This window comes from Pseudophaeobacter sp. TrK17 (assembly GCF_042192375.1).
GTDB lineage: Bacteria > Pseudomonadota > Alphaproteobacteria > Rhodobacterales > Rhodobacteraceae > Pseudophaeobacter.
Map to the genome: position 1 here is coordinate 831,257 of NZ_CP071700.1, position 13,273 is coordinate 844,529.

12 protein-coding genes and 1 tRNA gene are annotated in these 13,273 nt (G+C 57.3%); 7 read left to right on the forward strand and 6 right to left on the reverse strand.

The genetic code is table 11. The features are described from left to right. Nucleotides 1–39: 39 nt before the first annotated feature. Nucleotides 40–1,203: a glutamine-hydrolyzing carbamoyl-phosphate synthase small subunit gene (gene carA, locus JZI28_RS03900; protein ID WP_375699294.1), complete on the reverse strand. Its 1,164-nt coding sequence runs from the start codon at nucleotides 1,201–1,203 to the stop codon at nucleotides 40–42. A gap of 256 nt (nucleotides 1,204–1,459) precedes the next feature. Between carA and JZI28_RS03905 the strand changes: the two genes are divergently transcribed. Then, nucleotides 1,460–1,933 (forward strand): GatB/YqeY domain-containing protein, encoded by a 474-nt coding sequence (locus JZI28_RS03905; protein ID WP_375699295.1) that lies wholly within the window; start codon nucleotides 1,460–1,462, stop codon nucleotides 1,931–1,933. 63 nt (nucleotides 1,934–1,996) lie between these two features. Here JZI28_RS03905 and JZI28_RS03910 read toward each other — a convergent pair whose 3' ends face one another. The 3 genes from JZI28_RS03910 to JZI28_RS03920 form a co-directional block, all read right to left on the reverse strand. Further along, nucleotides 1,997–2,620 (reverse strand): tetratricopeptide repeat protein, encoded by a 624-nt coding sequence (locus JZI28_RS03910; protein WP_375699296.1) that lies wholly within the window; start codon nucleotides 2,618–2,620, stop codon nucleotides 1,997–1,999. A 132-nt stretch (nucleotides 2,621–2,752) separates the two neighbouring features. Further along, entirely contained in the window at nucleotides 2,753–3,247 is a 495-nt protein-coding gene (locus JZI28_RS03915) for a DUF2244 domain-containing protein (protein WP_295447856.1), read from the reverse strand. Nucleotides 3,248–3,413: 166 nt separating this feature from the next. Further along, nucleotides 3,414–5,087 (reverse strand): cytochrome c oxidase subunit 1, encoded by a 1,674-nt coding sequence (locus JZI28_RS03920; RefSeq protein ID WP_375699297.1) that lies wholly within the window; start codon nucleotides 5,085–5,087, stop codon nucleotides 3,414–3,416. A 341-nt stretch (nucleotides 5,088–5,428) separates the two neighbouring features. Here JZI28_RS03920 and JZI28_RS03925 point away from each other — a divergent pair, with 341 nt between their 5' ends. Continuing rightward, on the forward strand, nucleotides 5,429–5,854 hold the full coding sequence (locus JZI28_RS03925) for an HIT family protein (protein WP_295447861.1): 426 nt from the start codon (nucleotides 5,429–5,431) through the stop codon (nucleotides 5,852–5,854). A 304-nt stretch (nucleotides 5,855–6,158) separates the two neighbouring features. On the opposite strand, the gene JZI28_RS03930 is transcribed toward JZI28_RS03925, so the two are convergent. After that, entirely contained in the window at nucleotides 6,159–6,353 is a 195-nt protein-coding gene (locus tag JZI28_RS03930; RefSeq protein WP_297342043.1) for a hypothetical protein, read from the reverse strand. A 123-nt stretch (nucleotides 6,354–6,476) separates the two neighbouring features. Here JZI28_RS03930 and JZI28_RS03935 point away from each other — a divergent pair, with 123 nt between their 5' ends. Beyond that, entirely contained in the window at nucleotides 6,477–7,997 is a 1,521-nt protein-coding gene (locus tag JZI28_RS03935) for an alpha/beta fold hydrolase (RefSeq protein WP_375699298.1), read from the forward strand. Between the two features lie 76 nt (nucleotides 7,998–8,073). Here the strand turns inward: JZI28_RS03935 and lipB are convergent, their stop codons facing one another. Further along, the gene (gene lipB / locus JZI28_RS03940; RefSeq protein WP_348154353.1) at nucleotides 8,074–8,733 is read right to left on the reverse strand and encodes a lipoyl(octanoyl) transferase LipB; all 660 of its coding nucleotides are present in this window, start codon (nucleotides 8,731–8,733) and stop codon (nucleotides 8,074–8,076) included. A 127-nt stretch (nucleotides 8,734–8,860) separates the two neighbouring features. On the opposite strand from lipB, the gene JZI28_RS03945 reads away from it, so the two are divergent. The 4 genes from JZI28_RS03945 (at nucleotide 8,861) to JZI28_RS03960 (ending at nucleotide 13,247) form a co-directional block, all read left to right on the forward strand. Next, nucleotides 8,861–10,627 carry a caspase family protein gene (locus tag JZI28_RS03945; protein WP_375699299.1) on the forward strand — a complete coding sequence of 589 codons (1,767 nt, stop codon included), beginning with the start codon at nucleotides 8,861–8,863 and terminating at the stop codon, nucleotides 10,625–10,627. A 188-nt stretch (nucleotides 10,628–10,815) separates the two neighbouring features. After that, a tRNA-Leu gene (locus JZI28_RS03950) sits at nucleotides 10,816–10,902 on the forward strand. A gap of 92 nt (nucleotides 10,903–10,994) precedes the next feature. Further along, nucleotides 10,995–12,350: a tyrosine-type recombinase/integrase gene (locus JZI28_RS03955; RefSeq protein WP_375699300.1), complete on the forward strand. Its 1,356-nt coding sequence runs from the start codon at nucleotides 10,995–10,997 to the stop codon at nucleotides 12,348–12,350. 273 nt (nucleotides 12,351–12,623) lie between these two features. Further along, a complete protein-coding gene (locus tag JZI28_RS03960) occupies nucleotides 12,624–13,247 on the forward strand; it encodes a Bro-N domain-containing protein (protein ID WP_375699301.1) in 624 nt (207 codons plus the stop codon). Nucleotides 13,248–13,273 lie beyond the last annotated feature (26 nt).

Consider the following 13,273-nt stretch of genomic DNA (forward strand, 5'->3'; position numbering starts at 1 on the left):
TATCCGTGTCGCGGTTTTAACCGGGAATTATTAGAATCTTTACGAGGCTTTACGCTCCGCCATGGCTGCAGCAAAGCGTTCGAACAGATAGAAGCTGTCCTGGGGGCCGGGGCTTGCTTCGGGGTGGTGCTGTACCGAATAGACCGGGCGGCCTGCCATGCGAATACCGCAGTTGGAACCATCAAACAGCGAGATATGAGTTTCCTCGACGCCTTCGGGCAGGCTCTGGGCGTCGACGGCAAAGCCGTGGTTCATTGAGGTGATCTCAACTTTGCCAGTGGATTTTTCCTTGACCGGGTGGTTGGCACCGTGGTGGCCGTGGTTCATCTTGACGGTTTTGCCGCCAAGCGCCAGCGCCAGCATCTGATGGCCCAGGCAGATGCCAAAAACCGGCAGAGTGGTGTCTTGCAGAATGGTGGTGATCATTGGCACGGCATATTCGCCGGTGGCAGCGGGGTCACCGGGACCATTGGACAGAAACACGCCGTCTGGGCTATGGGCCAGGACCTCTTCGGCCGTGGCTGTTGCCGGCAGAACGGTGACATCACAGCCAGCCGAAGCCAGGCAGCGCAGGATGTTGCGTTTGGCACCATAGTCAATGGCGACCACCTTGTGCACCGGGTTCTCCTGACGCGAATACCCCTCGGGCCAGGCCCAACGCATTTCGTCCCAGCGATAGCTTTGGGCGCAGGTGACCTCTTTGGCCAGATCCATACCTTCCAGCCCAGCCCAGGCGCGGGCCTCAGCCACCAGGGCCTCAACGTCAAAGTTGCCCTCGGGATCATGGGACAGGGCCACATGGGGCGCGCCCAGTTGGCGGATGGCGCGGGTCAGGCGGCGGGTGTCAACACCGCCAATGGCGATCCGGCCAGTCCGGGTGAGCCAGCTTGTCAGCTCTTCGGTGGCGCGCCAGTTGGAGGCCAGCGTCGGATCCCACTTTACCACCATGCCAGCGGCAACCGGATCTGCGGTTTCGTCATCCTCTGGGGTGACGCCGGTGTTGCCGATATGGGGGAAGGTGAAGGTCACGATCTGCCCTGCATAGGACGGGTCTGTCATGATCTCCTGGTAACCGGTCATCGCGGTGTTGAAACACAGCTCGGCGACGCAGCGACCGGTGGCGCCAAACCCGGCTCCATAAAAGACGGTGCCATCGGCTAGCGCCAGACATGCGGTTGGCTTGGACGGTGCAGTATCGGCCATGACAGAGACTCTCCTGAGGGTGAAATTCATCGGCTTTTAGGGCCGGGCGGGCATGGGGTCAAGCCTAGCAGAGAGGCAAGGGGGACAAGAAGCATGAGGTAAACTGCCCCTAGGCACGCCGCCTGCGGTTTTGGCTCGGCTGAAACGGCTATGCAGTTGACCTGACGCAAGGCGAGGTGGGAGAGCAGGCGCTTGAACTGAGCCAGTCGATTGGATAGAGGTGCCACTTCCGGTTTCTTCTGCATGGATAAAAACGATGGATACGCGAACCCTGGTCAACCAGGCTCTGAAACGGGCGATGAAAGACAAGGCTGCCCAACGGGTAAGCACGCTGCGCCTGATCAACGCCGCAATCAAAGACAAAGAAATCGCAGCCCGTGCCGAGGATGGCGAGATCGCCCTCGGGGACAGCGAAGTCCTGGCGATTCTTGGAAAAATGACCAAGCAACGCAACGAAAGCGCCCGCGCCTATGAGGAAGCCAGCCGTCTGGATCTGGCCGAACGTGAACTGGAAGAAATTGCGATTATCGAAGAGTTCCTGCCCAAGCAGCTCGACGACGACGAAGTCCGCGCTGCGGTAAAGGCCGCAGTGACTGAAAGCGGTGCAGCCTCGATTCGCGACATGGGCAAGGTGATGGGCGCATTGAAGGCCAAATTCACCGGCCAGATGGATTTCGGCAAAGTGGGTCCCATGGTCAAGGACGAGCTGTGCAAGGACGGCGGCTGCTGAGATAGGGTGCCGCTATTGGTACGGAGCCGAGAAGAGGCTCGCCAATCGCAACTTCTTTGTCTTTTAGTTGCGCTTGGCCGCATCCAGTATGCGTGTTCGGATTTCGACAGCATATGAATTCCGTGGAGACAACTTCAATGCATGTTCTGCAGAAGCCAGCGCGGTTTTCGTGTCTCCCATTTTTAGGAACAAATAGGCACGTCCGATATAGGGAAAGATGTAATCAGGGTCCAGCTTTGTAGCCTTGTCAAAGTCCGCAAGTGCAAGTTGGTACTTGTCCATTCCAAGAAAAGTATTTCCGCGATTATAATAGGCCTTTGCGAACCGAGGGTCGCTTTCCAATGCCTTGTTGTAGTGTTCTATAGCCTGCTGAAATTCTGATCGATTCTTGCTGATAATTCCGAGATCGATGTAGGGATGCTTGTAGGACGGGTTGAGTTCTATGGACCGGTGCAAATCCTTCAGAGCGCGGCGTGTGTTCCCGAGCCGACGATGGGCATTGCCTCGAAAGTAATAGGTCACTTCAGATTTTTCTGGCAGCAAATTCAACTCGATGACCTTCGAGCAAGCTCTGACTGAAAGCCTCAGATTGTTTTCTTGAGAACAGTCTTCGATCGGGCCCGCGTAGGCGAAGGAAGTGGCTGCTACGGTGCAGAAAAGGCCGACGATACAGCGGACAAAAATCATAGATCGAAAACTCCCAAGTGCTCTTGCCTTAAACAAACGGTAGCAATTAATGGTTGTAAAGAGCGATTGGGAATGTAGGCTGGAGTGGTGCCCTGCAAACAGCACTGGCAAAGCTGACGATGGTGTTTGCGCTCATTGCATGGTTCTCTGCAACTCATCATATAGCGCCTTGCGCTCCTCCTCGGACAAAAACGCGCCGATCTCTACCTCGCGGCCACCTCCGCGCAGGGTGACGTAATTGGGAACTGGGCCGTCCTTGGGGTGCAGCTCCACGGCAACCCAGTAGCGATTGCACTGCCAGCTTTGCTGGGTGCCATTGGCATTGCGCCGCTCTAGGCGGGCCTCAGTGGCGTCCAGGGTCAAGACCTCGATCACCTGCGCATCGCGGCGGTTGCGGTCTAGGGCATATTTCAGACCAAAAAGCGCCAGCAGCAGAAACGGTAGCAGCCCCCAGAACACAATAGATCCTGCAAAGGATAGCAGCGGCAGGGCGATCAGTAGCGCGGTTACCCCAATGAAGCGGGCGTAGCCCTGGGGCGGCAGCGATTGGTGCGGCCACAGATGCATCTCGCCGGGGGCATCGGCCACGGGGGACGCTGGGGGAGGGGTGATCCAGGAGTAGGGCATCTTTGGTCTTTGTCAGGGGCGGTCTGAGGGTGGTCTGAACGGAGGGCTTGATTATTTATGTCTGTCGCAGACAGGTTTTCAAGCGGGCAATTGCGCGCGCCGTGCTGCAAAAGGAAAGGCCCCGAAAGCGACTGCTTCGGGGCCTTTCTGCGTCTGTTACGTCACCTTAGTGCGCGTGGGGTTTGTCCCAGTCTTCCTGCTTTGGCAGGATCTCGAAGGTGTGCTCTGGTGGTGGGCAGGGCAGGGTCCATTCGAGAGTGTCAGCATATTCATTCCAGTAGTTGTTCTGGGTGATACGTGCGCCGCGCAGCAGCGAGTAGATCATCACACCAAAGAACAGAATGAAGGATGCAAAGGACAGGAAGGCGCCATAGGACGAGATCTTGTTCCAGTAGGCAAAGCCTTCGGGATAGTCGATGTAGCGACGTGGCATGCCCTGACGACCCAGGAAGTGCTGGGGGAAGAAGGTCAGGTTGGCGCCGATGAAGAACATCCAGAAGTGAATCTGAGCGCCCAGCTCGTTGTACTGACGACCGGTCATCTTGCCAAAGTAGAAGTAGATGCCCGAGAAGATCGCAAACACGGCACCAAGGCTCATCACGTAGTGGAAGTGAGCAACCACATAGTAGGTGTCGTGATAGGCGCGGTCGATGGAGGCCTGGGACAGAACCACCCCTGTGACACCACCAACGGTGAACAGGAACAGGAAGCCAAAGGCAAACATCATTGGTGCTTTGAACGAAATCGATCCGCCCCACATGGTGGCAATCCAGGAGAACACCTTAACGCCGGTGGGCACCGCGATGACCATGGTGGCCAGCATGAAGTAGGCCTGTTGGTTCAGCGACATGCCAACTGTGTACATGTGGTGCGCCCAAACGACGAAGCCCAGAACACCAATGGCGATGATCGCCCAGACCATGGGCAGGTAGCCGAACACAGGCTTGCGCGAGAAGGTGGCAATCACGTGAGAGATGATACCAAAGCCCGGCAGGATCACGATGTAGACTTCGGGGTGACCAAAGAACCACAGGATGTGCTGATACAGGATTGGATCGCCGCCACCGGCAGGATCAAAGAAGGTGAAGCCAAAGTTGCGGTCCATCAGCAACATGGTGATCGCGCCCGCCAGAACTGGCAGCGACAGCAGGATCAGCCAGGAGGTGACAAAGATCGACCAGCTGAACAGCGGCACCTTGAACAGTGTCATGCCAGGGGCACGCATGTTCAGGAAGGTGGTGATCATGTTGATCGCGCCCAGGATCGAAGAGGCCCCAGAGACGTGAACGGCAAAGATCGCAAGATCCATCGAATAGCCGCCCTCATTGACCGACAGCGGTGGGTACAGAACCCAGCCCACACCAGAGCCAAGCTGACCGTTGCCGCCAGGCGACAGAACCGAAGCAACCGCCAGCGAAGTACCAGCCACATAGAGCCAGAAGCTGAGGTTGTTCATCCGCGGGAAGGCCATGTCAGGCGCGCCGATCTGCAGTGGCATGAAGTAGTTGCCAAAGCCGCCGAACAGCGCCGGGATCACCACGAAGAACATCATCAAGATGCCGTGCGCGGTGATCAACACGTTCCAAAGGTGACCGTTCGGGGTACATTCGCTTGAGGCATCCGCGAAGAAGCGGGCGCCTTCTGCACACATGTACTGAACGCCGGGATCCATCAGTTCAAGCCGCATATAGACGGTGAACGCGACGGAGATGAAACCTACAAGCGCCGAAACGATGAGGTAGAGTATGCCGATATCCTTATGGTTCGTGCTCATGAACCAGCGGGTAAAAAATCCGCGCTCGTCTTCGTGGCCGTGACCATGAATGGCTGCGTCTGCCATTAGGTGCCTCCTGTTGCAAAACTTTCTGGCCCCAGGAAACACTCCGGGTGGCCATAGACTCATATGCGGTTTTAGTGTGCCGTGTGGTGGCCTTCAATGGCGGAGTTTGATCTGGATCAAGATTAATTGTCGCGGGCACTTGTTTTTTGTAGCGTTTTCCCCACTTTCATCCGCATTTGTTAGGATCTTGCTGATTTGTCCTGAATGCCTGGTGCCGCAGCTGGGAAAGGCGCCGTTTGGCTCGCCAAAGTCCAAAGGCTTGACCACGGAGCGCATGCACCGCAAAACCCCACTACAGTGCGCTGCAAAACAGATCCGAGCAACCTATGGAGACCAGCTAGATGACTGCCTATGATCCCGAGAACATTTTTGCCAAACTTCTGCGCGGAGAAATCCCGGCGGCGCGCGTCTATGAAGATGAGCAGACCCTGGCGTTTATGGACATCATGCCCCGTGCCGATGGTCATCTGTTGGTGATCCCCAAAACCCCCTGCCGCAACGTCCTGGATGCCAGCCCGGAACAACTGGCGGCGGTCATGCAAACGGTGCAGAAACTGAGCAAAGCCGTGATCAAGGCCTTTTCGGCCGATGGGGTCACTCTGCAGCAGTTTAATGAGGCGGCCGGCGGGCAAGAAGTCTTTCATCTGCATTTTCACATTCTGCCGCGCCACGAGGGAGACAAAATGCGCCCCCCTGGAACAATGGCAGAACGCGACGTGATCGAAGCCCATGCCGCGCAGATCCGCGAGGCTGTAGCGACCCTGTAGGTTTGGGGCTGGTGAGTTCCTTTCGACAAGGTATCAGATGAATACCCGGTGATGCGCACCGGGTATCCTATACCGTCCTGTTTGCGATCATATTAAGATTTCTTTCAGCGCAGGGTTGATTAAGTATTTTGTCGCGTAGTATTTCTCAAAATGAAACTACAGCTTTTTGAAATTTGAGATCACTGAAGGCTGGCATTGAACGACAGTTTGCCTGTGGCACTTGTGCCCCTTTGATCTGATGCAGTGCTGAACTCTGGTTGCGATGGGGTTCGCGCATTTTAGCGGGGCGTGTCGCCGTTTAACGTCAATGGGCAGGGCCGCTGGGCGGCGGCTGGTATTGTTTTTGGGCACCTGATTTGTGTGTCGCTTTTTTGTAATGGGTGAGGTGCGTGTGACCGATTTTCAGCCAGATTTCCTGCCCTCCAGAGAGCAAATTGCTGCGGCTATTTATGAAACTGTTTTGCGGCCGCAGTTTTTTGACAGGTTCAGCGTCGCGCATCAGTCTGGCTCAGCTTTAGGCGCAAACCCCATAGCAGATGGGCCCAGCCGGATCTTCGAAGCGCCGGAAATACAGAGCCATTTTGCCCGTGCTTTGGAAATTCTGGAACAAAAGTGGGTAAAGATGGGGCGACCAAACCCGGCGACGGTATGGGCAAACCCGACCGTCCCCGGCTGGGAGGGCAAGACCGCCAGCGAGGATGAAATCTGGATCCTGGTAACGCTCGAGGCGGAGCTATTAGAAACGCAGGCACCGCCGGTCAGGGACATGGATCCGCTTGCGCGCGCAAAACAGGAAACGCTGTCCTGGGTGAGACATGCACAGCGTGTCGACGGGGAGTGGCACGGGTTCGTAGATCGAATCAGAGCGCAGGATTTTTCCTGGCAAGACATTTTGGTTCTTGAAACATCGGTGCCGAACAAGAAGCTTCTGTGCCGCCCGGTTTGTATGGGCGCAGACGCAGGCGCGTCTGGCCCGCCTGTCGCAATATCGGTTGAACTTTTAGAGGTCGATTGGCCCCGCAGTGCCGATAGCTTTATCGCCAAGACCTTTGGGCTCAGCTCTGCCGAGGTGCATAGTCTGCGAACCCTTGTGCTCGGCTCAGAGCAGGAACGGTCTCAGGCGCAGGACCCGGTAAGAATTGCCGCCAAGGCCGGCGCGCCCGGTGCTGCGGAGCTTGTCCGTCTTATCGGGTTCTTATTGCAGGAACATGCGCGCGATATGGCAATTTCTCGTGGCGTGTGTCTGCCGGAAAGTGTGGAAATCCGCGACAGCCAGGGGCGGGTGACCCAGTGCTTCAGACTCGGGGCCGAGACGGGCCAGCCCGTTATATTTGTGCATGGTATGTTGGATGGGATTGCAGGAGTGCAGCAATTGCAGCCGCTGCTGCGCGCCGGCGGTTTTCGGGTCTATGCGCCCCTGCGGGGGGGCTATGGTGGCTCACATCCGGCGCCGGAAAAGCACCAGCAGCTCGACGCTTTTGTGGCGCAGATTGAGACGCTTATTGATCAGGAAAACCTGCGTCGACCGCTTCTGTTGGGGCATCGCAGTGGCGTTATCTTTGCGCGGGCGGCAGCGTTGCGGTTGCGCGGCAGAGTGGGGGGGCTTTTGGGGGTGGCTCCCGCTCCGCCGCTCGCCCAGGCCCGCGACTACCGCCGTAACCACCGCTCTTTGGCGCTTTGTGCCCAGTTTTTGCCGCCCCTTATCCCCCTGGTTCTAAAGGGCTGGAGCAAATCGATTCAGCGACAGGGGGCTGCAGTTCTGGTGCGCAACCAGGCGCGATCAGGCAGCAAGGGCTGGGAGCGGCTTCGGGGCAAAAAGCTAGAGGACCTGCTTTCTTTGAGCCTGTCGATGATCATGCAACAGTACGGCGCGGGAATTCTGGCTGACCTGAAGCTGCAGCCCGAGGACTGGCGTGAGCAAATGATCGGTCATGCAGACCAGGCGGTGTATCTGTGCGGCGCAGAGGAAGCTTTGGTCCGTCAGAATGGGCTGTATCCCCAGGTGCTGGGCGCCGAGAAAGTCCAGCTTCGCGTCTGCTCCGGGGCGGGAGATGTGCTGCTGTATGCCTGTCCGGAACTGGTGCTTTCGGCGCTTGACGATTTGTCTTCGCTCCCACCTTCGCAGTTTCGCCAGGGGGGATGAGGTCAGAGGTGGCGATATCGCGTCCGTTTGCAACGGGATAGCTGTCTAACCCCAGGCAGGAAAAGGCAGCTGCTGATCATTCGATCTCTGCTGCAAAGACTTCGTAAAAACTGCGTTTCAGGGCGACATCCACGTCCGAAAGGGTAACGGGCAGGCCGAGATCGACCAGGCTGGTCACACCATGCTCCTGAATGCCGCAAGGCACGATACCCCCAAAATGCTCCAGGTCGGGTTCCACATTGATCGAAATCCCGTGGAAGCTCACCCATTTCCGCAGTCTGATGCCGATAGCTGCGATCTTGTCTTCACTGAGACCACCATCCGCGCGCCGGGGTTTGTCGGGCCGTTCCACCCAAACGCCGACCCGCCCGGCCCGGATGTGGCCGGTGAGGTTGAATTCAGCCAGAGCCAGAATGACCCAGGCCTCCAACTCCTGCACAAAGCGGCGCACGTCATGGCCGCGTTTGGCCACATTCAGCATGACATAAACCACCCGCTGGCCTGGACCATGATAGGTGTATTGACCGCCGCGTTTGGAGGGGTGAACCGGAAAGCGATCCGGGTCGGTCAGATCTTCGATCTTGGCAGACGTCCCCGCAGTGTAGAGCGGTGGATGTTCCAAGAGCCAGATGCATTCCTCTGCATCGCCCGCAGCAATTGCTGCGGCACGGCTTTCCATGAAGGAAACAGCACTGTCATAATCGACCAAATTGTCCGACGTGACCCATTCAACCATCAAAGATCCCGCCAATTGGACAAGGTATTTAGCCTTAGAGGTGTTTTTTTTGCCAAAATGACTCGTGCGCGGGGCGCGAGCTGGGCTAAGCTTAATTCATACTGCTTGTTTTATAAAGGGGAGTGGCATGTTTTCAAAGTCACTAAAGACTGCTTTGGTTGCCGCGATGTTCACGACGTCATCCGTTGGGCCGGTGTTTGCCGACAATTTGGGTGCAGCACTTCTAGGTGGCCTGATCGGCGGCGCAATTGTCAGCGGGGCCAATCGTAACAATAAACGCACCACCACGCGCCGCACCGGAAATTCTGCCGCCCGGACGCAGAACCGCGAAACCCAGACCTCGCTGAATTATTTTGGTTTTCCTGCTGGTTCACCTGATGGTGTGATGGGGCGTAAATCACGCGCAGCGATCAGCCAGTATCAGGCCTATCTGGGCTACCCGTCCACCGGCCAATTGACGGAATATGAGCGTGGCTTTTTGAACTCGGCGCGTCAGCGGGCCCTTGCCAGCGGGTTTCAGGCGACGCAGCAGGCCAGTGCACATCCCGATGGCTCAAAGATCCTGCTGAAGATCTACATGAATGAACAGTTGCAGCAACAACGGCAGGCGCAACAGCAGCCCGTCCCCGTGCAACAACTGAACGGTATGCCTCAAACCACGATGGTTGGCGTGCCGCAGCAATATGGCCAACAGATCCCACCGCAGGGAACCTACGCCGGGCAGGCGCCTGTGACGATGCAAACCTATGGCGTACAGCCACAGGTGAATGGTCAGCAAATTCTAAGGCAAGGCCAGCCCGTGCAGGGTCAGGTCGTACAGGGCCAACCCGTGCAGGGCTATGGCGGTCAGGCCTATCAGGGGCAGGTCGTTCAGGGGCAAGCCTATCAGGGTCAGCAGCTGCAGGGGCAACAGGTCTTCCAGGGGCAAGTTTATCAAGGTCAGCCACTTCAGGGCCAGCCAGTCCAGGGGCAAACGTATCAGGGCCAACAAGTCCAGGGCCAGCAAGTGCAGGGGCAGGTCTACCAGGGCCAGCAGCAGCAACAGGCTCCAGCGGCTCAGGGCGTAGCCGTGGCGGCCCTCAGTTCACCAGCAGCTGTTGCGGCGGTGTCGGCTGCGGTGGTTCAGCCAGAAGCAGACAAACAGGTCTATGCCGCGCCTCAAACCCAGCGCCGTGCCCTGGTGATCGGTGTTGATGGATACCAGAACTTGGCATCTTTGCAAAAAGCCCGGAACGACGCCGCTGCCGTCAGCAATGCGTTGGTTGACCTAGGCTTTGACGTGCTGACGCTTTATGATGCCAGCCGCCGTGAAATCAACAGTGCTGTGTCAACCTTGGCTGGGCAGATTGAGCCGGGGGATGAGGTCCTGTTCTACTTTGCCGGACATGGCATTGAGGTGGACGGGCGAAACTACCTGTTGCCGTCTGATGTGCCAGTGGTGAACTACGGCGACGAGAGCTTTCTCACCGGCGAGAGCATCCCAGCAGGGCGAATCCTGGATACTTTCCAGCGCAAAGGTGCTCGAACCACAGTTATGGTTCTGGACGCCTGCCGCAATAACCCCTTTGCCCAGGATGGCAAGAGAGCCGTTGGCGGCTCCCGCGGTTTGGTACGCATGGAGCCACCAGAAGGGGCGTTCATCCTGTACTCTGCCGGTGCCGGCCAAACGGCGTTGGATCGGTTGTCAGATGACGACGAGAACCCCAATTCGGTCTTTACCCGGGCGTTGTTGCCGCGTCTTCAGGAGCAGGGCATGTCACTGCATGATCTAGCAAAGCAGGTTCGCCGCGATGTCCAGCAGTTGGCGTCGACAGTGAACCATGAACAATTCCCGGCATATTACGACCAGATGTCTGGGGATATGTACCTGTCGTCCCAAGTGGCCAATCAATAACGCTTTATCCCCTGATCGGGGATCTTGTCAGAGGGGGAGTGGAGCAAATCCGCTCCCCCGAACTGTTTCCAGAATTGGGGAACCCGGCGAATTTTGCTGCCGGGGCATGAAGAACCTAATTTCTTTGATTTTGCCTCTTCACATCTCGTCGTGGCTCGTCTAATACCCGCACACCAAGCCTAGACAGTGCGGTCGTGGCGGAATTGGTAGACGCGCAGCGTTGAGGTCGCTGTGGGGTAACACCCGTGGAAGTTCGAGTCTTCTCGACCGCACCATTACATCCCCTTGAGGGTGTTGTTTTTCAAGCATATCATGGCGTTAGCACCCCTCCCGAGACACAAATTGGGACACTTTGGGGACATTTCGCATGGTTGTTGTGATGAAGCTCAAATACGTTGACGAACTCTCAGGGGGCCGCAAACGGTTCCGCAGGCGCTATCCGCAAGCTGTTGCCGAGGTGCTTGGCGAAAGCGTTTTTCAGGTAGCGATGAAGGCCCGCGAAGGGGCCGAGTTGTTCACCGAACACGCAAAGCTATTGGCTGAGTTTGAGAAGATCGTGGCAAAGGCCAAGCGTACAGCCGCCGAGGAGGGGCAGCTCTCCCCCGTCGAGCACTGGCGAGAGAGCATCAAAGAGGCTGAGGCACTGATGGCTGGCATTCGCGGTGTTCGTGATGAGCATGAAGCTCGCCAAGTGCTCGCGGATGACCTGCGGGCACGGAAAGCCGACCCCATGCTCTACAAGGCGGTCGTTTCACCAGAAGCCGAAGAGCCGCCGATTACCATGCAAGATGCGAAAGAGGTCTATCGTGTCGAGCGCATGGCAGGCGCGCACGGGCGGAACCAAAAGAACCGCTTGGAACGGATATGCAGGCGTATTGAGACCTCCCTTGGGCCCCTTAACAAGATCGCTTTGGTGGACCTGAAGCGCGAACATGCTCGCAAACTGCGGGATGAGATGCTTGCCACGAAGAAGAAGGATGGAACCTTTCTGTCGCCTTCCTCCGTTCGGCGTGAGTTGGACATGGTGCGCGCTATGGTCTCGGTCGCAATCACCGAGCATGACCTTCAAGGAAAAGCTCACAACCCCTTTGATGGGCTTGAAGTGGCTAAAGCCAATGCAGCACCTGAGACAGAGTGGGATAAGCGCGACCCGCTACCACGCCATGTTATTCTGGCAATGCGGGAACGTATGACGGGTAAGCTCAGGGAGCCTGCTCTGGGTATAATCTGGCGGTTGCTAGAAGGCACCGGATGCCGTGGCGCGGAGGTGGTAGGGTTGAGGGTGGAGGACGTGCAAATCACTGCCCCATATCCCCACATTCGCGTTCAGTGGCATGAGGACCGGCGCGTAAAGACCAAAGTTTCTATACGCTCGGTTCCCCTTGTTGGAGACACGCTGGAAGCCGCTAAAGAGGCTGTTGAGAACGCCAAGGGGGAACGTATGCTGTTCCCGCGCTATGCCTATGAGGGCGGCCCAGATGCCGTGTCTCAGGCGTTGATGAAGCACTTGCGCAAGTTCACGACGAACAAACGCCATGTGGTCTATTCACTGCGCCACAATATGAAGGACTTACTTGTCTCCGCTGGCGTTCCAGAGAGGGACGAACACCGCATCCTTGGTCATTCCTTGGGCGGTGTGGGCAATCGGGTGTACGGCGGCGATGAGGCAAAGCTCAGAGCTGCAACTGAGGCGATGGAAAAGGCCCATGCGCTGATGCCCTGATGCGCGCTCAGGCCTCTAACGGCGCCCGGCAGGTTCACCACCGGGGAAGCCATTCATGTCGCCCAGCACCCCCACAGTGGTCACCTGCACTAATCTACATGGTGATAGCTATTCGCGGGAAGACCCATGGAATTTCCATGGGACATAAGGGGCACCGATAGCTCAGAAATAGCGTGCCCGCAGCGTCCACCCTATATCCGATGAAGGGTGTGAAACTGCTACATACCCTTACACAGAGTAAAGGAGCACCCTGATTTCATCTCAGGGTCCGCAGTGGTCACCTACAGTTTCAACGGAATGGACCTGAGGGTGGTCGAGATCGGCGGCGAGCCGTGGTTCGTGGTCCGCGATGTCTGTCTGGCGTTGGGGATGTATCTGAGCCCGCGCGACAGCCTTCCTATCGTCACCGTCGCGGTACGCAAGTTAGGTGAGGACGAGGCTCACCTGTATCCGATACAGGTGGAGGACAAGCTAGGGCGAAAGACCACCCGGAAGATCATGTTGGTTTCCGAGAGCGGGCTCTACAAGCTGACCATGCGCAGCGACAAGAAGGAAGCCAAGCAGTTCCAAGATTGGGTGACCCGCGAGGTGCTCCCTTCCATCCGCAAGACGGGCACCTACACCATGCCCGGTGCGAAGAAGGCTATCGAGGCCCCAAGCCGTCCAAGGCAAAAAACGTCCCCCCACCACTATAAGGGAAACCATAACGGCCATGCGAGCGGGCATGCTAGGACGAAAGACCACATCATCTTCAAACTAACTCTCTCAGGGCGAAGCCCTCAACACGGCTGCATGTTCTGGTTCTGGGTCTCGACCACATCAGAATGGACTGAGCGAGAACAGACCCCATGCAGAACAGCCTTGGCACGGCTGCGAGCTATGCGGGAGTTTGGGTGATGGCGTGATTTGAAGGGCGGCGTATT